Origin of the sequence: Aeromonas sp. 30P (assembly GCF_051919805.1) — a bacterium.
Lineage (GTDB): Bacteria > Pseudomonadota > Gammaproteobacteria > Enterobacterales > Aeromonadaceae > Aeromonas > Aeromonas veronii.
Genome location: NZ_JBQBEA010000001.1, coordinates 1,326,395 through 1,346,853, shown reverse-complemented (window position 1 = coordinate 1,346,853; position 20,459 = coordinate 1,326,395). Strand labels below are relative to the sequence as shown.

16 protein-coding genes and 3 pseudogenes are annotated in these 20,459 nt (G+C 57.6%); 5 read left to right on the top strand and 14 right to left on the bottom strand.

The genetic code is table 11. The features are described 5' to 3' along the window. Window positions 1-184 precede the first annotated feature (184 nt). A pseudogene (locus ACTG2B_RS06405) lies at window positions 185-334 on the bottom strand (IS110 family transposase); the annotation flags it as partial. Window positions 335-365: 31 nt separating this feature from the next. On the opposite strand from ACTG2B_RS06405, the pseudogene ACTG2B_RS06400 reads away from it, so the two are divergent. Beyond that, window positions 366-1,270 (top strand): annotated as a pseudogene (locus tag ACTG2B_RS06400) (IS110 family transposase); the annotation flags it as partial. 297 nt (window positions 1,271-1,567) lie between these two features. Here the strand turns inward: ACTG2B_RS06400 and ACTG2B_RS06395 are convergent. Then, a pseudogene (locus ACTG2B_RS06395) lies at window positions 1,568-1,765 on the bottom strand (transposase); the annotation flags it as partial. Window positions 1,766-2,261: 496 nt separating this feature from the next. Here ACTG2B_RS06395 and rimO point away from each other — a divergent pair. After that, entirely contained in the window at window positions 2,262-3,689 is a 1,428-nt protein-coding gene (gene rimO, locus ACTG2B_RS06390; RefSeq protein ID WP_439995377.1) for a 30S ribosomal protein S12 methylthiotransferase RimO, read from the top strand. An 80-nt stretch (window positions 3,690-3,769) separates the two neighbouring features. On the opposite strand, the gene ACTG2B_RS06385 is transcribed toward rimO, so the two are convergent. Together ACTG2B_RS06385 and ACTG2B_RS06380 are read right to left on the bottom strand one after the other, a co-directional pair. Continuing rightward, window positions 3,770-4,351 carry a DUF1349 domain-containing protein gene (locus tag ACTG2B_RS06385; protein WP_439995376.1) on the bottom strand — a complete coding sequence of 194 codons (582 nt, stop codon included), beginning with the start codon at window positions 4,349-4,351 and terminating at the stop codon, window positions 3,770-3,772. 225 nt (window positions 4,352-4,576) lie between these two features. After that, window positions 4,577-4,954 carry a hypothetical protein gene (locus ACTG2B_RS06380; RefSeq protein ID WP_181363641.1) on the bottom strand — a complete coding sequence of 126 codons (378 nt, stop codon included), beginning with the start codon at window positions 4,952-4,954 and terminating at the stop codon, window positions 4,577-4,579. Between the two features lie 591 nt (window positions 4,955-5,545). Here ACTG2B_RS06380 and ACTG2B_RS06375 point away from each other — a divergent pair. Beyond that, the gene (locus ACTG2B_RS06375) at window positions 5,546-6,367 is read left to right on the top strand and encodes a hypothetical protein (protein WP_439995375.1); all 822 of its coding nucleotides are present in this window, start codon (window positions 5,546-5,548) and stop codon (window positions 6,365-6,367) included. Next, entirely contained in the window at window positions 6,364-7,092 is a 729-nt protein-coding gene (locus ACTG2B_RS06370) for an ATP-binding protein (protein WP_080741216.1), read from the top strand. Before ACTG2B_RS06375 ends, ACTG2B_RS06370 begins: the two co-directional genes overlap by 4 nt. Window positions 7,093-7,247: 155 nt before the next feature. Here the strand turns inward: ACTG2B_RS06370 and thrC are convergent, their stop codons facing one another. The 4 genes from thrC to ACTG2B_RS06350 form a co-directional block, all read right to left on the bottom strand. Further along, the gene (thrC, locus tag ACTG2B_RS06365) at window positions 7,248-8,522 is read right to left on the bottom strand and encodes a threonine synthase (RefSeq protein WP_439995374.1); all 1,275 of its coding nucleotides are present in this window, start codon (window positions 8,520-8,522) and stop codon (window positions 7,248-7,250) included. Beyond that, window positions 8,519-9,514 (bottom strand): homoserine kinase, encoded by a 996-nt coding sequence (thrB, locus tag ACTG2B_RS06360; protein ID WP_439995373.1) that lies wholly within the window; start codon window positions 9,512-9,514, stop codon window positions 8,519-8,521. The genes thrC and thrB overlap by 4 nt, the downstream gene beginning before the upstream one ends. 2 nt (window positions 9,515-9,516) lie before the next feature. Then, a complete protein-coding gene (gene thrA / locus ACTG2B_RS06355; RefSeq protein ID WP_439995372.1) occupies window positions 9,517-11,988 on the bottom strand; it encodes a bifunctional aspartate kinase/homoserine dehydrogenase I in 2,472 nt (823 codons plus the stop codon). A gap of 250 nt (window positions 11,989-12,238) precedes the next feature. Further along, the gene (locus ACTG2B_RS06350; protein ID WP_216951409.1) at window positions 12,239-12,946 is read right to left on the bottom strand and encodes a tRNA/rRNA methyltransferase; all 708 of its coding nucleotides are present in this window, start codon (window positions 12,944-12,946) and stop codon (window positions 12,239-12,241) included. Between the two features lie 206 nt (window positions 12,947-13,152). Between ACTG2B_RS06350 and aceK the strand changes: the two genes are divergently transcribed. Beyond that, entirely contained in the window at window positions 13,153-14,880 is a 1,728-nt protein-coding gene (aceK, locus tag ACTG2B_RS06345; protein ID WP_021231206.1) for a bifunctional isocitrate dehydrogenase kinase/phosphatase, read from the top strand. Window positions 14,881-14,958: 78 nt separating this feature from the next. Here the strand turns inward: aceK and tesB are convergent, their stop codons facing one another. The 6 genes from tesB to rnm form a co-directional block, all read right to left on the bottom strand. Then, entirely contained in the window at window positions 14,959-15,825 is an 867-nt protein-coding gene (gene tesB / locus ACTG2B_RS06340) for an acyl-CoA thioesterase II (RefSeq protein WP_042032451.1), read from the bottom strand. Between the two features lie 233 nt (window positions 15,826-16,058). Further along, window positions 16,059-16,982, bottom strand: a complete 924-nt coding sequence (gene rluB, locus ACTG2B_RS06335) for a 23S rRNA pseudouridine(2605) synthase RluB (protein ID WP_005347347.1) — start codon at window positions 16,980-16,982, stop codon at window positions 16,059-16,061. Window positions 16,983-17,116: 134 nt separating this feature from the next. After that, the gene (scpB, locus tag ACTG2B_RS06330) at window positions 17,117-17,689 is read right to left on the bottom strand and encodes an SMC-Scp complex subunit ScpB (protein ID WP_005350230.1); all 573 of its coding nucleotides are present in this window, start codon (window positions 17,687-17,689) and stop codon (window positions 17,117-17,119) included. Further along, window positions 17,673-18,542, bottom strand: coding sequence for a segregation and condensation protein A (locus ACTG2B_RS06325; RefSeq protein WP_420939748.1), 870 nt, complete (start codon window positions 18,540-18,542; stop codon window positions 17,673-17,675). Before ACTG2B_RS06325 ends, scpB begins: the two co-directional genes overlap by 17 nt. Beyond that, on the bottom strand, window positions 18,535-19,155 hold the full coding sequence (locus tag ACTG2B_RS06320) for an L-threonylcarbamoyladenylate synthase (RefSeq protein ID WP_005338129.1): 621 nt from the start codon (window positions 19,153-19,155) through the stop codon (window positions 18,535-18,537). The genes ACTG2B_RS06325 and ACTG2B_RS06320 overlap by 8 nt, the downstream gene beginning before the upstream one ends. 106 nt (window positions 19,156-19,261) lie before the next feature. Next, a complete protein-coding gene (gene rnm / locus ACTG2B_RS06315; protein WP_439995371.1) occupies window positions 19,262-20,143 on the bottom strand; it encodes an RNase RNM in 882 nt (293 codons plus the stop codon). Between the last annotated feature and the right edge of the window lie 316 nt (window positions 20,144-20,459).

The following is a 20,459-nucleotide window of genomic DNA, read 5'->3' as shown; positions in this document are numbered from 1 at the left end:
CTCTATCAGCTAAACGCACTTATTAGTGCCCTGTGTCTGTCGGGTTTTGCCAGTCACGGTCTGACCTGCCTCGCCATCACGTCATGCTCGCCCGTGCAATCGGTGGTACTTTCTAACGCTGGTTGTTAATTCGATACTTTATCACGCTTGCGATGAAACACATTTCTTGTGCTGACTATTGAGCTCAGGCCGCTACTGCGTAATCAGCATCGTACTTGCGCTCATGGGCAAGTAATGCCCAGATGATGCGTGCATTCTTGTTGGCCAGTGCCACTACCGTTACATTATGGTTACGTCGCTCCATGACCCCCGCAAGCCAGCTTCCTGCGTACTCCGTCTTACGCTCAGGTACAAATACCCCCCTTTTTGCCAATCTGCCACCCTGTCTGATTGGCATGGAAGCCTGTAGCTGCGCCCACTATTGGGCCAGAAAACTGCAAGGGCTAGGACATACCGTTAAACTGATGGCCCCGCAGTTTGTTAAACCGACGTGAAGACCAACATGCACGATGCGGCGGATGCTGAAGCGATCTGCGAAGCGGTGAGCCGGCCGAACATGTGGTTTATACCAACGAAGAGTAGTGAGCAGTTAGCCGTCCTGGTGCTGCACCACACCCGACAAGGCTTTGTTAAGGTGAGGACCGTACAGGCCAACCAGCTACGCGGTCTGCTGTCAGAAGATGGGATCATCATCCCTAAAGGCAGTGCCCACATTGGCAATCTGCCCGAGCTCCTAGAGGAGTACGAGAACGAGTTGCTAGGGACATTTCGGCAATTGCTCGAGCGCCTGGGGGAGCATCTCAAGGCGCTCGACCAGCAGGTTCAGGAACTAGAGGTCCAACTCCAGAGCTGGCATCGTGAGAATGTCGCCAGCAAGAAGCTGGCGCAGATCCCGGGGATCGGCCCGATCACCGCGAGTGCCTTGATCGCCTCCGTCGGAGACGCAAAAAGTTTTAAGAATGGCAGGCAGTTGGCAGCCTGGCTGGGACTGGTACCACGCCAACATTCCAGCGGTGGCAAGCAAACATTGCTGGGGATCAGCAAACGCGGCGACAGCTATCTGCGCACCCTGCTGATCCATGGCGCTCGGGCTGTACTCCGGGTAGCGGAGCGCAAGGCGCAGCACGCAAACAGTTGGTTCGCCGGGGTGATGGGGCGACGCAATCATATCGTTGCCGCCGTGGCGCTCGCCAACAAGAATGCCCGCATAGTCTGGGCATTGCTTGCTCAGGAAAGAGAATATGAAGCTAATTATGGCGTGGTAGCCTAAACAATAAGTGTCCCGCGACACTAACTGCGTAGCGACTCTAATAGTAACTGATACCGATAAGAACAAGCGATTGCACAGGCAATCATGACGTGATGGCGAGACAGGTCAGACCGTGATGGGGAAAACCCGTGGACTACACAGGGCTTTGTAAGAGCGAACAGCTGATAGAGGTCCCCATCAGCGAATTCCATCAGGGATAGAGGCTGTTGCCTCGGTGAAATCCGGATCTATGGCTGCAATCTACACCTGACTCATTTTCATCGATTGAGGGCTTGGCAAACCGGGGCGACCATCTATGTAGTCCGGTGCGCACAGCGGCACATTAATCAACTCGAACAGGGAGTCGAGTTGTCCCTGACTGGCCCGAGGAGTTAGGTTGAAAATCCCCTTGAGCATCAGGAAGGTACAAATGGTCTGGTTGGTGTAGAGGTGGCTGCGGCAACGCCGCACATGATGCTCGTGGTGGAACCAGTTGTTCATGGCCTCGGTATCCCCCCTGAAACTGTTGCTGATTCGATGAGCCAAAGAAAAATGAAATCACTCTGTTGCACTTGTTCAGGAATGCGCCGATCACCACGCCAATGAGGTTAGAGATCAGAGCGACCAGCTCGGCTTTCTCGCCAAGCAACAAGCAAATAGAGGACTCCGAAGTTGGCCATAACCAAGATGATGATCAGCAGCAAGCTGCGATTCATGATGCCGGTAGCAATCAGATCGGCAGTGCCAGACTACTTAGTGTTGGTCTCATGCGCATGTTGGCGACCTTAGAGGTTTACCTGGTCACTGACTTAAGGAATTCGAGGCAGAACTCGTGACCGAGGGCACTGTCGTTGATGATCGCATCGTCATTACCTCTCAGGAAAGGACACAAAATATCGCGCGTTGAAATCTAATATCACAGGTTAAAAAATGCACACTTCACTTCTTCCTCTTTCCTGCTCATCAGGTATAATCCGCCATCTTTTTTTGCATTAGTGACCAGCGATCCTCTATGACCGTCAACCGTTTTGACCCTAGCTCAGACAGCCTGACACCTGCAACTACGCGGGTTCAACCATCGGACGACTACCCTGTCCAACAAGCGACTTCCAACATTATTAGGTCTTACCACCCAAGGATTGGTTTTGTAAGCTTGGGTTGCCCCAAAAACCTGGTCGATTCAGAACGCATCCTGACCCAGCTGCGTACCGAAGGGTACGATGTGGTGCCCAGCTATGACGATGCCGAGCTGGTCGTCGTCAACACCTGCGGCTTTATCGACAGCGCGGTGCAAGAGTCGCTGGAAGCGATCGGCGAAGCGCTGGCCGAGAACGGCAAGGTGATCGTCACCGGCTGCCTCGGTGCCAAAGAGAATCAGATCCGCGAGATCCACCCCAAGGTGCTCGAGATCACCGGCCCCCACGCCTATGAAGAGGTGCTGGGTCACGTCCACAAATATGTGGAGAAGCCGCAGCACAACCCCTTCACCAGTCTGGTTCCGGCCCACGGCGTCAAGCTGACCCCGCGCCACTACGCCTATCTGAAGATTTCCGAAGGGTGCAACCACCGCTGCACCTTCTGCATCATCCCCTCCATGCGCGGGGATCTGGTGAGCCGCCCCATCGGCGACGTGCTGGCCGAAGCCAAGCGCCTGAAAGAGGCCGGCGTGAAGGAGCTGCTGGTGATCTCCCAGGACACCTCCGCCTACGGCGTCGATGTGAAGCACCGCACCGGTTTCTACGACGGCATGCCGGTCAAGACCAGCATGGTCGCCCTGTGCGAAGAGCTGGCCAAGCTCGATATCTGGGTACGTCTGCACTACGTCTACCCCTACCCGCACGTAGATGACGTCATCCCGCTGATGCGCGATGGCAAGATCCTGCCCTACCTCGACATCCCGCTGCAGCACGCCAGCCCGCGCATCCTCAAACTGATGAAACGCCCGGGTTCGGTCGAGCGCACCCTGGAGCGGATCCAGAAGTGGCGCGAGATCTGCCCGCAGATCACCCTGCGCTCTACCTTTATCGTCGGCTTCCCGGGCGAGACCGAGGAAGATTTCCAGATGCTGCTCGACTTCATCGACAAGGCGGAGCTGGATCGGGTCGGCTGCTTCAAATACAGCCCGGTCGAAGGGGCGCTGGCCAACGAGCTGCCGGATCCGGTACCGGAAGAGATTCAGGAAGAGCGCTTCCAGCGCTTTATGGAGCTGCAACAGCAGGTATCCATCCGCAAACTGGCCCGCAAAGTGGGTCAGGAGATGACCGTCATCATCGACGAGGTGGACGAAGAGGGGGCCACTGGCCGATCCTTTGCCGATGCGCCGGAGATCGACGGTCTGGTCTACCTCAACGGCGAAACCAGCCTCAAGCCGGGGGACATGGTCAAGGTGCGGATCGACGAATCCGACGAATATGACCTGTGGGCCAGCCTGATCAGCTAATTGAGGCTCTACCAGCCAAATGAAAAAAGCGCCTGCGGGCGCTTTTTTATTGGCTCAATGTCGCAGGCAAAACCGCTGAACTAGCTCAAATCATGGAGCGCCTTACCAAGGGGCGGCGTGAGGCGCAAGTCAGAGAAGCGCACCGCCAACCCCTGCCGCTCCGGCGTGCAGCACATCACCCCGATAAAGCAGCGCTCGCTTGGCGGAAACGGGGCGAGGCGCAGCAGCGGCCACACCTTGCCATCGGTGGAGTATTGCAAACGCAGGCAGTCCGCCAGCCGGGTCAGCCGCAGCCAGAAGCGGCGCGGATTGCCGGTGAAGATGCCGGTGGCCCAGTCAGAACGCGGATTGGTCAGCACGCTGCCGATCATCGGCTGGGCATCGTTGTACTCGATCCCCGCTTTCAGCCAGTGCGTCTCGTCTTGCAGCAGCATCAGCCCCGCCTGATCGTAGAGGGTGGTGAACTCCCCCTCGACGCAGACCTGAAAGGTAAACTCCCCCGCCACCTCGCAGCCATAGAGATGCCCACTGTGGCGCTCGAAGCCATACCAGGTGCTACGCCAAAAATCGGTCTGCTGGTCCGTGACTACCTGCAAACCGTCGTCTGTCTGGTGCCACTGGGCCGGTTCATTGAGCCAGCGCCATTCCATCTCTTCCATCATCCTGCTTTGCTCCCTTATCGCGCGTAATCCCGCAGAAATGGGGCTCGCCAACGCCTCGTCCGGTCACGACTGGTCATGGCTGCGCCTCTGCGGAACCTATAAAAGGAGTCAATAGTGTCGCTATTGCCACCCCGATACAAGGCTTGTGCGTTGCGCCATCAATGCGCCCCAAAAAGCGCAGGGGGCCTGATGGCCCCCCGCAAACACACCGGATGAGAAAATGCCTTACTTGGCGGCGCTATCCTTCACGCACTTCTGGACAAAGCTGTTCTTGGCCGCACCAGCCAGCTTCTTGTCGGCCGCCGCCTTCTCGCACTTGGCCGCCGGATCCATCGCCGCGCCCGTCTTCACACACTTCTGGATAAAGCTGTTCTTGGCCGCACCGGCCAGCTTCTTGTCGGCCGCCGCCTTCTCGCACTCGCCGGTCGCAGCACCCGCGGCATCTTTCACGCACTTGCCGACAAAGCTGGTCTTGGCGGCGCCGTTAAGCTTTTTGGCGGCAGCCTGCGCCTCGCACTGCAACTGGGCTGCGTCGTTGGCAAAGACCGGATTGGCCAGCAGCACGCTGCCGCAGAGCAGGCCGAACAGGATGGTACGCTTCATGGGAGATCTCCTCTCTATCTGGTGATGTGTTTGCATGGTCATATTGGCATGACGATGTGTTGCAAATGGCTGTGATTGCAACAGCTGATTGTTACCGCAGATCCCCCGCCTCGCCAGCTGGGAGACAGAGCAGAGGGCAACCATCGCCCGCACTATAGCGCTAATTGGCAAAGCGGGATTTCCCCCACCAGCCCTTCCTCAGCGGCAAGCCTGCCACCCTCTTCCCCACCACACCCACCAACCCCAATAAAATCAAGGGCCATGGAAATCCGGTTCCTATCCACAGCGATTTCTTGAGCAAGCGCATAAAACGCAGATATTCCTGATAGTTACGTCACTTTTTGACTAGTGCGGCCGGATTCGATTGGATTATCATAGCCATCCGGTGCCTATTACTGTGATGGGCTGCTGCCCTCGCTGGTTAATGGAGCATATTGGAAGCTGTCATCCACGGGCGGTAGCGTGCGTTTTGGTTACGTTACGCTCCTCCCAAAAAGGTGGGTGTCCCAGATTTCTACATTCAGCACCAACCTACGAGATTTAGCCCAACATACGGGATACGATATTTAGCCCAACATACGTGATACATTGTTGAAAATTCAATTGATAGAGGTCAATAGGCGAAAAATGTGGAAAAAAATTATATTTTACTATTGCCAAACAAAAGCAAAGCTCAAGTCTAATAAGATATACCCCGAGGATCTAAATCTAGACTTAAATAATTTATTGATGAAGCCTCGCGAGGTCAAAGTTGTTATAATAGATGACCATGCATTTCCATGGAAAGATGCTATTGAATCTAGAGGTTGCTCAGTCACATATCTACCCGATTACACCAAACCAATTACTCAAGCAAATCAAAAGTTAAAAATATATGAACTCTCATCATATGACATCATTATATGTGATATTCATGGTGTAGGGGGAGGACTTTACCCTGGAGCAGAAGGACTTGAGGTACTTGAAGATATCAGAAGGAAAAATCCACTGCACGTAATTGCAGCGTATACAGGAAACCCTGGTGTTATATACTCAAAAATGAAGCATCAGGATGCATTGGATATGGTATTCTCAAAAGATTGGGAAATAGATGACTTTTTACTTAACTTTGATGAGCTATTAAAAATATTCAATACTCCACAACGACGTTGGAAATTTATCAGAGAAAGACTTTCATATCTAAATGTCGGCGAACAACATATTGAGAAAATCAGGAGGAATTTTGTCGAAGACGTATTGATTAGTCAAATGTTACGATTGAAATTCAAGTGGAAAGCTGATGAAGCAAGGCAAAGGATCTTAGATCTAAACTCCACCAACATAGTATCTCTTGCTGATATTGCAAAAATAGGTATTGCAACCTCTCAAGTTTACAAACTAATGAGCCCATTCTTAATGGAGGCATCAAAATGATCGACTCTGGTCAACTGATGGAGAGGTTTCGCCATCTATCAAGAGATATTCAAAATGAGCTTCAAAATGCACAAAAATACCTTGATAGAATTAAAAAAAACAGTCAAGGCTCATCTGATTTGACTGGCTTAGATAATAGTCTTCTTGGTATTGTTGATGCATGGCAGGACTATGCTGGGTGGATTTTGTTAAGCACATTAGATGACATTGAAGAGGCTAAGGCTAACTGCGCACCGGGGCTTATAAACTTAAAGTCAAAAATATTTAGAACTAAAAATAGGATGAAAAATCAAATTGCAACAAAGGGGATTAAAATCGATCTTAATTATCAGAGAGAGCTTAACTTTGAAACTTACATACCATATTTAGAGCAGCTTTTGGACTTGATAATTTCCAATGCAGTCAAATACTCGCCAAATAGTGGCACTGTCGATATAGTATTCTCACAAGATTCTGGAATTATTAAAATAATAATTCAATCTATTGGCCCCACAGTTCACAAACATGAAACAGAGCGATTAGGGGATAAAGGGTTTAGATCTGAGAGTGCACGCAAAATGTCCGTCACAGGCCAAGGGTATGGTTTATATAATGTGAAACGTTTATGTGCATTAATTGGAGGGAGTGTTCAATTTCGCCCAGATAGTAAAGTGTTGTGTCATAATGAGAAGAACATTCCTTATTCAAGTTTCACTGTTGCGATAAACTTACCAGAAACACCGTAAAAACCACTATAAATAACAATGCCATTAAAAATATAGGACACCGTTCGCCTATAGCATTACCATCGTTTCAGTTAGCATCATTTCCAAATCCATAAAATAAAAATCCCCCGTCACCGGGGGATTTTTATTTCTATCGATTATCTCAGCTCAGCTACTTACCCCACCAAAAACGCCCTTAACCGGGCAAACTCCGCTGGCAAATTAACGGAGAGGAGCGGCAGCTCGGCGTGTTTGGCCAGCGGGCCGGGCAGCGGTACATCCAGATGCAGGATCTCGTCTACCGACTCCTTGAACTTGGCGGGATGGGCGGTGCAGAGGAACACCCCCACTTCGTCCTCGGCCAGCTGTTCCCCCAGCAGATCCCAAGCAATGGCGCCGTGAGGCTCGCAGAGGTAATCCTGCTGGTGCAAACACTTAAGGGCGTCGCGAGTCTGGGCGTCGTTACGCATGCCAGAACCCAGGGTCTCCAGCGCCCAACCCTTGCGACGGCACAGCTCTTCTACCCGTGGCCAGTTGTTGGGGCGGCTCACATCCATGGCGTTCGACAGGGTTGCCACTGTCTGGTGCGGCTCCCACTGACCGGTTTTCAGGTAGCGCGGCACGGTATCGTTGGCGTTGGTGGCGGCGATAAAGCGCTTCACCGGCAGCCCCAGCGCCTTGGCAATCAAGCCTGCGGTGAGGTTGCCAAAGTTGCCGGACGGCACGCTGATCACCGCCTTGGCGCGGGAGGCTTTGGGCAACTGGGCCACCGCTTCGAAGTAGTAGCAAACCTGCGCCAACAGACGGCTGATATTGATGGAGTTGGCGGAGTTGAGGCCAATGGCCTTTTTCAGCGCCTCGTCGTCAAAGGCCTGTTTTACCAGCGCCTGACAGGCATCGAAGTCGCCGTCGATGGCGATGGTGCGGATATTGCCGCCGAGGGTGCAGAAGAGCTTCTCCTGCAAGGGGCTTATCTTGCCCTTGGGATAGAGGATCACCACCTCGATCCCCTCCAGCCCGTAGAAGGCGTGGGCCACGGCGGCGCCGGTATCGCCGGAGGTGGCGGTGAGGATGGTGATCTTGTCGTTGGTTCTAAAGGCTGCGAGGCACTGGGCCATAAAGCGGCCGCCGAAATCCTTGAACGCCAGGGTCGGGCCGTGGAACAGCTCAAGGGCATAGGTGCCATCCTTGAGTTTCACCAGCGGCGCCGGGAAGGTGAAGGCGGCATTGATAAGCTCGCTCACTTTCGCTGCAGGCACTTCGTCCCCCAACAGGTGGCTCAGGATGCGGGCAGAGCGTTCGGCCAGCGGCAGATCGAGCAGGGCATCCACATCGGCGAGCGGTTCGAGTTGTTCGGGGAAGAAGAGCCCCTGTTCGCGACCCAAGCCCTGACGCACCGCCTGCGCGAAGCTCACCTGTTCGCTGTTGTCCTTGATGTTGTAAAGATTCATAGCTCGCTTCCTGTTACCCGTGCCCCGGCCATGTCCAGTTTGCAGACCCGGGCAAATCCATCTTCGTTCTGCACAAAATGTGCTTCCATCCAATCCTTCATCCGCTCGGCCTGCGCCAGCTCCTTCATCACCACAAACACGGTAGGGCCGGAGCCGGAGATGCCGGTGGCCAGCGCCCCGTTCTGGGCCGCCTGGGCCCGCACCTCGGCAAAGCCTTCGATCAGCGCCGCGCGGTAGGGTTCGGCAATCACGTCTTTCAATACGCTCGCCGCCAGCGCCTCCTGCCCGGTGTAGCTGGCGTGGACAAAGGCAGCCAGGCGGCGGCCATAGGTGAGGCAATCCTGACGGCGATATTGGGCCGGCAAAATGGCGCGGGCCGCGGCTGTGGAGACCACTGTGCCAGGGTAGCAGACCACCCAGTACCACTGATCGAACACCGGAATGCCCTGACTGATAACGCCGTGCTCTTCCAACACCAGCTGCATGCCACCGAGATAACAGGGGGCCACGTTGTCGTAGTGAACGGAGCCGGAGATGCGCCCTTCCATCTCCCCCATCAGCAGCAGCATGTCGTGCTCATTGAGCGGCTCGCCGTGGAAGGCGTTGAGCCCCTCAAGGGCCGCCACCACGCTGCAGGCGCTGGAACCCAGACCCGAGCCCACCGGCAGGTTCTTCTCCAGCACCATTTCGAGCGGCTTGAGTTTAAGGCCGCGCTTCTCCAGCGCCTCGCCATAGGCCACCCAGCAGTCATGGAGAATATTCTTTTTCGGATCGTCCGGCAGCTTGTGGGCGTAGCGGCCCACAGAGGACAGCGCAAAAGGCACGTCAGCGGCTTTTACCTGCACCCGATCGCCGAGCAGGGAACCATCAACGGGGGCGAGCGCCGCCCCCAGTACATCGAATCCCACGCTCAGGTTGGCGCTGGAAGCGGGTGCGTAGGCAACGACACTGCCGCCTTCCGTCATATAAGAGGGGTACATGTCTGAACTCATGCTTATAGCTCCTGCTTCCAGTTCTGGGTGCGCAGCACGTCGGCAAAGACGCCCGCCGCAGTCACTTCGGTACCGGCGCCATAGCCACGCAGCACCAGCGGGATCGGCTGGTAGTAGGTAGAGAAGAAGGCGAGCGCGTTCTCCCCGTCTTTGACCTTGAACAGCGGCTCGTCGGCACCGACCGCCTTGATGGCAACCTTGCACTTGCCACCCTCGATGGAGCCTACATAGCGCAGCACCTTGCCTTCACGCTGGGCTGCGGCGAACTGGTCGCGGAACCAGCCGTCGGCTTCGGGCAGGCGGGCCATAAAAGACTCCACATCTTCGCTGGCATCACCCTCTTTTACAAAAGATGGCGGCAGCGCCTGCTCCACCTCCACATCGGAGAGCTCCAGCGCCATGCCAGCCTCACGAGCCAGAATGAGCAGCTTGCGCGCCACATCCATGCCGTTGAGGTCATCGCGGGGATCCGGCTCGGTAAAGCCGTTGCTGCGGGCGATTTTGGTCGCCTCGGAGAAGGCCATCCCCTCGTCCAGTTTGCCGAAGATAAAGGAGAGGGAACCGGACAGGATGCCATCGAAGGCACGCAGCTTGTCACCGGCCTTGATGAGGTTCTGCAGGTTCTCGATAACCGGCAGACCGGCGCCGACGTTGGTCTCGTACAGGAACTTGCGGCGAGTCTGACGGGCGGTGCGGCGCAGCGCCTTGTAGTAATCGAGCGAGCCGGTGTTGGCCTTCTTGTTCGGGGTGACCACATGGAAACCGGCGGCGAGGAAGTCGGCATACTGGACAGCCACCGCCTCGGAGGAGGTGCAGTCGACGATCACCGGGTTGATGATGTGGCTATCTTCCACCAGCTTTTTCACCCCTTCCAGCGAGAAACTGTCGCGGGCTTCCGCCAGCTGTTCGCGCCAGTTGGCGAGGTTCAGGCCATCCTTGTTAACCGCCATCTGGCGGCTGTTGGCGATGCCGACCACGCGAAGGCCAGTGCCCTGCTCGGCCAGTACCGGTTGCTGGCGGGCAATCTGATCCACCAGCGCAGCACCGACGCCGCCGACACCGACCACAAAGAGATCGATAAACTGCTGGCTGCCAAAGAAGTTCTGGTGGCACGCCTTGATGGCTTCCGCCACCTTGCGATCCCGCACCACCGCCGAGATGGAGCGCTCGCTCGACCCCTGCGCAATGGCGACGATATTGATGGAGGCTTGCGCCAGCGAGGTGAAGAAGCGGGCCGCCATCCCTTTGCTGGTGCGCATGCCGTCACCGATCAGGGAGATGATCGCCAGATCGCTGATGATATCCAACGGCTCCAGCAGCTGGTTTTTGAATTCCAGCTCGAACTCGCGCTCCAGCACCTTGCGAGTCTTATCCTGGTCGTAGCTGTGGATACAGAAGCTGACGCTGTACTCGGAAGATGACTGGGTGATCAGCACGATACTGACCCCGGCGCGGGAGACGGCGGAGAAGATGCGACCGGCCATGCCGACCATCCCCTTCATGCCGGGACCGGAGACGTTGAACATGCACATGCCGGAGAGATCCGAGATAGCCTTCACTTTCAGGTCATCGTCGCCGCTCTCGGGGCCGATCAGGGTGCCCGGCCCCTGCGGGTTGAAGCTGTTCTTGATGAGGCAGGGAATATGGAACTGGGCCACCGGCGCGATGGTTTTCGGGTGCAGCACCTTGGCGCCGAAGTAGGAGAGCTCCATCGCCTCCTTGTAGGAGAGAGTTTTCAGCAGATAGGCATCCGGCACCAGACGCGGATCGCAGCTGTAGCAGCCCTCGACGTCAGTCCAGATCTCGCAGCACTCGGCATCGACACAGGCGGCTAGGACGGCGGCGGAGTAGTCGGAGCCGTTGCGACCCAGCAGCACGGTCTCGCCCTTGTCGCTGCCACCGGTAAAGCCCGGCATCAGGTAAAGACAGTCGCTACGCAGCCCCTTGGCGGCAAAACGCAGGCGGGACGCTTCGATATCGACATGGGCTTCCAGATAACCGCCGTCGGTCACCAACAACTCTTCCGGTACGATCAGCTCCAGATCCAGACCGCGCACCCGCAGCAGCTCGTGCATAAAGGCGATGGAGAGGTTCTCGCCACGGCTCAGAATGCGCGCCTGCACGTTGTCCGGGCAGAGGCCCAGCAGACGGATGCCTTGCATCAGCCGCTCCACCTGATCCAGCTCGGCGGTGAGACGGGCCAGCAGCGCCTTGTCATCGAGCGCCGGATAGGCCGCCTTCAACCCGGCCAGCAGGCGGGAGAAGATGCCGTTCACTTCAAACAGGGTGGAACTGGCATCCATGCCGCGGCTGGTCTGCTCCACCAGCGCCACCAGATGATTGGTCACCTTGGCAGGTGCAGAGAGCACCAGGGCTACCTGAGATTGGCCGTGGGTGTTAACCGCGATATCGGCCACCCGTAAAAAACGCTCTGCATCGGCCAGTGAAGACCCGCCAAATTTCAACACTCTCATCGCTTTCTCTCCCTGTAAATCTATGAAATTCAATCTAAAAACCAGTGCAACAAAAAGGCCCGTACTGGGTGGGTACGGGCCTTTTCTGATTTCTGTGCTTGTTCGTCAGCGCATCAACCGGCCCCAGTGCCACCTGTGGTGGTACCGGTAATAATGGTGGTGGTGATGACGTTGGTGAATAACTGCATGACGAACACTCGTTGACGAAGCTGGCTTTTAGCAATACCGCGGCGGGCGATGGGCTGTCAACTTAAACCTCTTTGCCAAGTTTGCGCGCAAGGTCTTTGCAGAGCAGGTGGAGCATGTTCAAATCCCGCTGCGGCAGCATGGGCACCCGGTCCATCACCCATTGATGCAGTTTTTCATCCTGCGAAACTCCGAGTTCACCAAGCAATTCTGCTGTTTTGCTTTTCAGCACCCGAACCTGCCCGGCGTTATCAAAATTTTCTGCTACCGCAGCGGCGCCGTCGGCGTTCAGCTCATCCATCAGCTGACTCATCTCGTAGGCGTAGAGCATGATCGCCTGCCCCAGATTGAGGGACGGGTAGCTCACCTTGAGGGGCAGATAGCTGATGAGGTCGACCTCGGCCAGCTGCTCGTTGGATAGCCCCGACTCCTCACAGCCAAAGACGATGGCGACCTTGCCGAGGGAAGGCTTGCTGCGGATCTGCTCGCGGATCTCCCCCGGCGTGAGGTAGTGCTGGTAGCGACCGCGCTCACGGGCAGTGGTGGCAATCACCAGATCCATGTCCGCCAGCGCCTCGGGCAAAGTCTCGAACGCTTCGGCCTGAGTCAGGATCTCCTGGGCACCGTGAGCCACCCAGCTCGCCTCCTCCTCTTCGTGTACCCGGCTCGCCACCAGTCGCATGGCATCGAATCCCATGGTTTTCATGGCACGGGCAGCCGCCCCCACGTTGGCGGGGCGGGCTGGTGCCACCAGGACAAAATAGAGCTTCATCGGGTTTCCTCACAGGCCGGACGGCCTCTCAAACAGACAGCAAACAGTCGCTAAACCATCACCAAAACAGGGGCGCAATCTACCGTTTATCCCCGAAAATTGCCACTTGAACAGACGTTTGAATGTTGCGATAGTGGCCTGACGTGTGAACAAATTACACCCAATCCTTCGCGCTATCGGCCCGACAGATCACAAGGAAGAGAGAGATGCAGCAGCCATTGGAACAGGCCGTCGCCGAGACTATCTTGCAACGCTTCGAGTCGTTTTACAGCCGGTTTCTCGAGATAACCCAGGGCAGCAAGAGCCGCTTCGAGAACAGTGACTGGCTGGGGGTACAGCTCGCCGGACGGGAGCGTATTCGCCTCTATGACCACCATGTAGGGGCCACCGCCAGCTCCATCCGCCAGATGATGGGGGAGCACCACGCCACCCAGGAGCTGCTCAAGCGGGTCAAAAGTGCCTTCAGCGATCTGCTGCCCCGTTGTGACAACTTCGAGGTGGCGGAGTCCTTCTTCAACTCCGTCTATAGGCGGATCTTTCGCCATCGCAATATCCGCGACGAGAACCTCTACATCCACCCCTTTGTCAGCCGTGGCGACAAACCCGATCTCAGCGCATTGCTGCGGATCTATCGCACCGATCTGGCCCATCTGCCGCAGACCTTGAGCCAGCTTTTGGGGGATTACAGCTTCACCCTCCCCTACGAGGACAAACAGCGGGATATTGTCGATATCCACCGCCATCTTGCGGAGAACGGCCCACAAATACTCCATGATGAGCCGTTTGCCATCGAGCTGCTCAAAGAGGTGTTCTACCGCAACAAGGGGGCCTATCTGGTGGGGCTGATCCGGGCCCGGGATCAGGTCTTCCCCTTTATCCTGCCCCTGCTCAGCACAGGCCACAGCATCTATGTGGACACGGTGATCTTCGAGCCGGATCTCGCCTCCATCGTGTTTGGTTTCGCCCGCGCCTACTTTATGGTCTATGCCCGCGAACCGGCGCTGTTTGTCGCCTTCCTGCGCCAGATCATGCCCCACAAGCCCGATTACGAGATCTACAACGCCATCGGCTGCCAGAAGCATGGCAAGACCGAGCTCTATCGCCACTACCGCCACCATCTGGCCCAGAGTCGGGATCAGTTCATCATCGCCCCCGGCATCAAGGGGATGGTGATGAGCGTGTTTACCCTCCCCTCCTACGATGTGGTGTTCAAGGTGATAAAAGACGAGTTCACTCCCCCGAAGGATGTGAGCCACGAGCAGGTAAAGGCAAAATACCGGCTGGTTAAACAGCACGACCGGGTTGGCCGCATGGCCGATACCCAGGAGTTCACCAACTTCGAGTTTCCCCTCGATCGCATCTCGCCCGAGCTGCTTGCCGAGCTCAAGACGGTGGCACCGTCGGCGCTCACCATCAGCGACGACAAGCTGGTGATCAAGCACCTCTACACCGAGCGCAAGATGATCCCCCTCAACCTCTATCTGGACAAGGCAGACGAGCAGCAGACCCGCCTCGCGCTGGAGGAGTACGGCAACGCCATCAAGCAGCTGGCGGCGGCCAACATCTTCCCGGGGGACATGCTGTTCAAGAATTTTGGCGTCACCCGGCACGGCCGAGTGGTCTTCTACGACTACGACGAGATCTGCTACATGACGGAGTGCAACTTCCGCCAGATCCCGCCGCCTCGCTACCCCGAGGATGAGTGGAGCGCCGAGCCCTGGTACTCGGTGGCCCCCAACGACATCTTCCCCGAGGAGTTCGCCACCTTCCTGCTGCAAAAGCCGCAGGTGCGGGAGATCATGCTGCAGCTGCACAAGGAGATGTTCGACGCCAACTACTGGAAGATGCTGCAGAGCAACATCAAGGTGGGGGTGTTCGAGGATGTCTACCCCTACCGGCGCAAGAAGCGCTTCAAGTACCAGCGCGGCGGCTGATCGCGCAGCGCCCGCGCACATCGCAGCAACGAAAACGGGGTGGCCCAAGCCACCCCGTTTTGCTATCCGCTTTGCGCCTTAACTGCCGCGACGGCGGATCACCCCCTCCTGCATGGTGCTCGCCACCAGCACCCCGTCACGGGTAAAGAACTGGCCGCGCACCAGACCGCGACCGCTGCTGGCGCTCGGGCTGTCTACCACGTAGAGCAGCCAGTCGTCGAAGCGAAAATCCCGGTGGAACCACATGGAGTGATCGATGGTGGCCACCTGCATATCCGGCTCCCAGTAGGACACCCCGTGCGGCTGCAGCGAGGTGAGCAGGAAGTTGAAGTCGGAGGCGTAGGCCAGCAGGTATTTGTGCACCCGCAGATCGTCCGGCATCTGGCCGTTGGCCTTGAACCAGACGTGACGCACCGGATCCTGCACCGTCGGCCGAATAGGGTCGACCAGGGTCACCGGGCGCATCTCGATGGGCTGCTCGCAGAGGATCTTGTCGCGCAGGGAGGCCGGGATCAGGTTCTCGTAGGGGCGCACCAGCTCCAGCTCGCTCTTGAGCTCCTCCGGCGGGGTGATGCCGGTGGGCATCTGCGCCTGATGCTCGAAGCCATCGGCCGGCACCTGAAACGAGGCGTTGAGATAGAAGATGGGCTTGCCGCCCTGAATAGCCTTGACCCGGCGGGTAGAGACGGTCTGGCCGTCACGGATATTCTCCACGTCATAGACGATGGGACGGGTCACATCCCCCGGACGCAGGAAGTAGGAGTGAAAACTGTGAACCTGACGGCCGGTCTCGACCGTCTGCTTGGCAGCTGACAAGGCCTGCCCCATTACCTGTCCGCCAAACACGGCCCGCAGACCGAGATCCTGGCTCTGGCCCCGAAACAGGCCCTCCTCGATTTTTTCCAGCGCCAGCAACGCCAGCAGCCCATCAAGTACCTTGCTCATTGTTCACTCCTCTGTCAGAGCCGCACAGGCTAACAAGCTCACCGGAGCAGAGCAACCACAGCGGCGATTCTGCGGGCAAACAGACGACAGAAACTCCCCTCAATTTCTCACCAGCCACTCTTTTACCAGCCAAGGAGCGCTGATACAAAAAGGCCCGCACCAGTTGGTGCGGGCCTTTGCTTGGCCGACTGCGCGCTCTTTGACGAGCACGCAGTTCGCAACGGGTTGTCGGCTTACTTGCTGCCGGTACCGGAATTGCGGGTAGAGGCTTGCGGCTTGCGACGGGCGGTGGTGGCGCGAGCGCGGGGCTCTTTGCCCTGCATCTCTTTGTGACGCTGCACGGCGCGACGGATCTGGGCGGCCTGCTTGTGACGGCTGGTTTTGCCATCCTGCTGCAGATCGACCTTGGATTCGGTCTCCGGCGGCAGGTTGACCAGACCGCGCAGGTAGTTCACTTCCGGCAGTTTCAGCTCTTGCCAGCCGCCGCGCGGGATGCCGCGGTCCAGCTTGACGTCGCCGTAGCGGATACGCATCAGGCGGCTCACCTGCACTTCCTGGGATTCCCACAGGCGGCGTACTTCACGGTTGCGACCTTCGGTCAGGGTGACGTTGAACCACTGGTTCAGACCTTCACCGCCAGCCGGTTTGATCTTGTTGAACTTGGCGGTGCCATCTTCCAGCTGCACTCCCTTGCGCAGACGCTGCAGCATGGCTTCGGTGATTTCGCCAAAGACACGTACCGCGTATTCCCGCTCCACTTCGTGGCTCGGGTGCATCAAACGGTTGGCCAGCTCACCGTCGGTGGTGAACAGCAGCAGACCGGAGGTGTTGACGTCGAGGCGGCCGACTGCGATCCAGCGGGCACCTTCCATCTTGGGCAGACGATCAAACACGGTGGGACGACCTTCCGGATCGTGACGGGTACACATCTCCCCTTCCGGCTTGTGGTAAGCCAATACGCGGCAGATCACTTCCTCTGCGGCACGGGTCTTGACCTGGTGACCATCCACCCGGATCACGGCGTTCACTTCGACGCGATCCCCCAGTGTGGCGACCTTGCCATCCACACTGACCCGACCTGCGGTGATCAGGGCCTCCATCTCACGACGGGAGCCGTGACCCGCGCGGGCCAACACTTTTTGCAGTTTTTCACTCATCGGGGTTACCTGATTGTTGATCGCTGCCCACTGGTAAAAGGGGCAACGGGGTTAACTGTAACAAACGCCGGTTGGAGCACTCGCCACAGTTGAAAAATGTATATCTCGGTGACATTGGCACACTTGGGCGCCATTCACCGGGCATCGCTCTCCCCGTCCACCGCAGAGGGCAACAGGGGTTGCAGCTCCGGATCCAGCTCGGGGAGCTGCTCCAGACTCTGCAGATTAAAGTAATCCAGAAACTCTCTGGTGGTGGCGAGCAGTTCGGGGCGACCGGCCACCTCTTTGTGGCCAATGCTGCGCACCCAGCCACGCTCTTTCAGGGTATTCACTATCTGGCTCGACACCGCCACCCCGCGGATCGCTTCGATCTCGGCCCGGGTGATGGGTTGGCGATAGGCGATCAGGGTCAGCGTCTCCATCACGGCGCGCGAATAACGCGGCGCCCGCTCGCTCCAGAGCCGCGAGAGCTCCTCGGCATACTCCTGACGCGCCTGAAAGCGCCAGCCGGAGGCGACCTCTTTGAGCTCGACGCCTCGCGAGCTGTAATCTTGCCTGATCTCGGCCAACAGTAGCTGAACATAGCGACTGGTCACCGGATAATCCGCCAGCACGCTGCTTTTCAGTTCGCTGACATTGAGCGGGCGACCGGCCACAAACAGCGCCGCTTCGATCAGGGTCTTGAGTCGTTCAGTGGGCAGCGCCACGGTTGCCCTCCTCGCTCTGCTCGGCCAATGCGAAATGAATTGGTCCCAGCGGTTCTGCCTGCAGGATCCAGATCAGTTGCTCCTTGCACAGCTCCAGCAGGGCCAGAAACGTCACCAGTACCCCCATGCGCCCCTCTTCGGCGCGCAGCACCTGCTCAAGGCGCAGGGTCTGGCCCAGCGTGAGCATGGCGAGGATCTCCGCCATGCGCACACGGGTCGGGATCTGTTCGCGGCGGATCTGGTGATGTTCGAAATGAGTCGCGCGTTTTACCACACTTTGCATGTAAAGGGCGAGCTCAACCAGCGAAACATCGGGCGCCAGTGGCTTGAGGGCGCCAAAATCGGGGGGCAAGGCAGCGGCGATATAAATCTCCCGCTCCACCCGTGGCAGCTCATTGACCCTCTCCGCCCCTACCTTGTAACGCTCGTACTCCTGCAGGCGGCGAATAAGGGTCACCCGCGGGTCTTCTCCCTCATCTTCATCCTCCAGCTCCGGCGCCTTGGGCAGCAGCAGGCGGGATTTTATCTCCGCCAACCAGGCCGCCATCAGCAGATATTCGGCCGCCAGCTCAAGGTTGAGCCCCTGCATCAGCTCCACGTACTCCATGTACTGGGCGGTGATCTGCAGGATCGGCAGGTTGAGGATATCGAGCTGCTGGCGCCGGATCAGATAGAGCAGCAGATCCAGCGGCCCCTCGAATGTATCGAGGAACACCTCCAGCGCATCGGGCGGGATGAACAGATCCTGGGGCAGCTCGTGATAGGGCTGCCCCAGGACTTTCGCGATGGGTAGCGCGGAGCCAGCCCCCGTCTCGGCAGCGGGGACTGTCACCGGTTCAGCGACATCACTCAAACGGAGTCGGGTCTCCGGCGCCGCGACGACGCAATACCGGCTCGTCGTCAGAGAAATCGACCACTGTGGTGGGCTGCTCGCCCAGATAACCACCGTTGACCACCAGATCGATCTGCTTGCCCAGCTTGTCGAAGATCTCTTCCGGGTCGAACTCGGCCATCTCGGAGTCCGGGAGGATCAGTGTGGTGGAGAGCAGCGGCTCGCCGAGGGCTTCCAAGAGCGCCTGAGCAATCTTGTTGTCCGGCACCCGGATGCCAATGCTCTTCTTCTTCTCGTTCATCAGGCGGCGCGGCACCTCTTTGGTCGCCTTGAAGATGAAGGTGTAGGCGCCCGGGGTGTTGTTCTTGATCAGGCGAAACGCGCTGTTGTCGACCTTGGCGTAGGTGGAGATCTCGGAGAGATCGCGGCACACCAGGGTGAAATCGTGGTTGGCGTCGAGGCGACGGATGCGGCAGATGCGCTCCAGCGCGCCCTTGTCACCCATCTGGCAACCCAGCGCATAACCGGAGTCGGTCGGATAGACGATGACGCCGCCGTTCTGGATGATCTGTACCGCCTGACCGATCAGACGGGCCTGGGGGTTTTCAGGATGTACGTAAAAATGCTGACTCATAGCTTGTTCTCGCAATGGGGGCAGCAATACCTGCCCGCTCGTATGGTCACGGGCCAAAGACCCATGACACTACCTTAACCTGTTTGTGGCCGCTTCGCTGGCGCCGTTACCGGCTCGCCAGCAGCTCGGCATGTTGCTCGGTGGTGAGCCCAAAGTGACCGGGATAGGCAAGCCAGACTGGCATGCCTTCCTTTGGCAACCAGAGGTGGCGGCCCAACTCGGTCCAGTTGGAGGGGAAGTGAAAATCCGATCCCACCGAGATATAGAGGTCGTGATCCTTGGCCCACTGGCCCAGATTGGCCCGCTCCTGCGGGCTCTGCTGGGGCAGCGAGACCTCCATTGCATCGCCACCGGCCGCCTTGAAGGCCACCAGCAGCCGCTTGATCCACTTGGCGGTAAGATCGTAACGGCTGGGGTGGGCCAGCACCGCCAGCCCACCGGCGGCGTGAATGGCCGCGATGGCTTCGCTCATCCCGGGCCACTCGGCCGGGGCATACCCTTTATTGCCACGGCTCAGGTACTTTTTGAATACCTTCTGCATGTTGTCGGCTACCCCGCGAGCCACCAGCACCCGGGCAAAGTGGGCACGGGTCACGGCAGCATCACCGGCGAGCTGTTTGGCCTCTTCATAGGTGCCGGGGATGAGGCACTTCTCCAGACGACGCCCGATTTCCTGCGCGCGCGCCTCACGGCGTGCCAGCTGACCGGCCAGAAAATCCAACAGCTGCGGATTTTTTTCATCCACCCCCAGCGCCACGATATGGATCTCGTGATGCTCCCAGCCGGTGGAGATCTCGACCCCGCTCACCAGTCGCAGCGGCAGTTGCTCGGCTTCGATGGTGCGGCGCACCTCATCAAGTCCGGCAAGGGTATCGTGGTCAGTAACCGCTAACACCTCGACCTGTTTTTCGGCGGCGCGGCGCACCAGTTCGGCTGGGCTCAGCACCCCATCGGAGGCAGTGGTATGGCAGTGAAGATCGAATCTCATCAGGTTATTCCGCTCTCGTGGTCAGGTCACCATTCATGGCAAATCGGTGAAAGAAGGCTAAAAAGCGACTTGACTTGGCCGCGGCTTTATCGTTTTCTGTAGGCACCTCATTGCAAACATCTTTTTACAGGACTTTATCATGCAAACGTTCCATCCTGACCATCTGGTGGTGGCACACTCCCTGACATGCGGGCGTGTGGTCGTTGCTGTACCTGTAATCTGACAGCAAATTAAGAACCCAAAGAAAAAGCCCGCTGACCCCAGCGGGCTTTTTTATTATCCGGCAAATGGACCTGTGATGAAACCGAGAATTCAG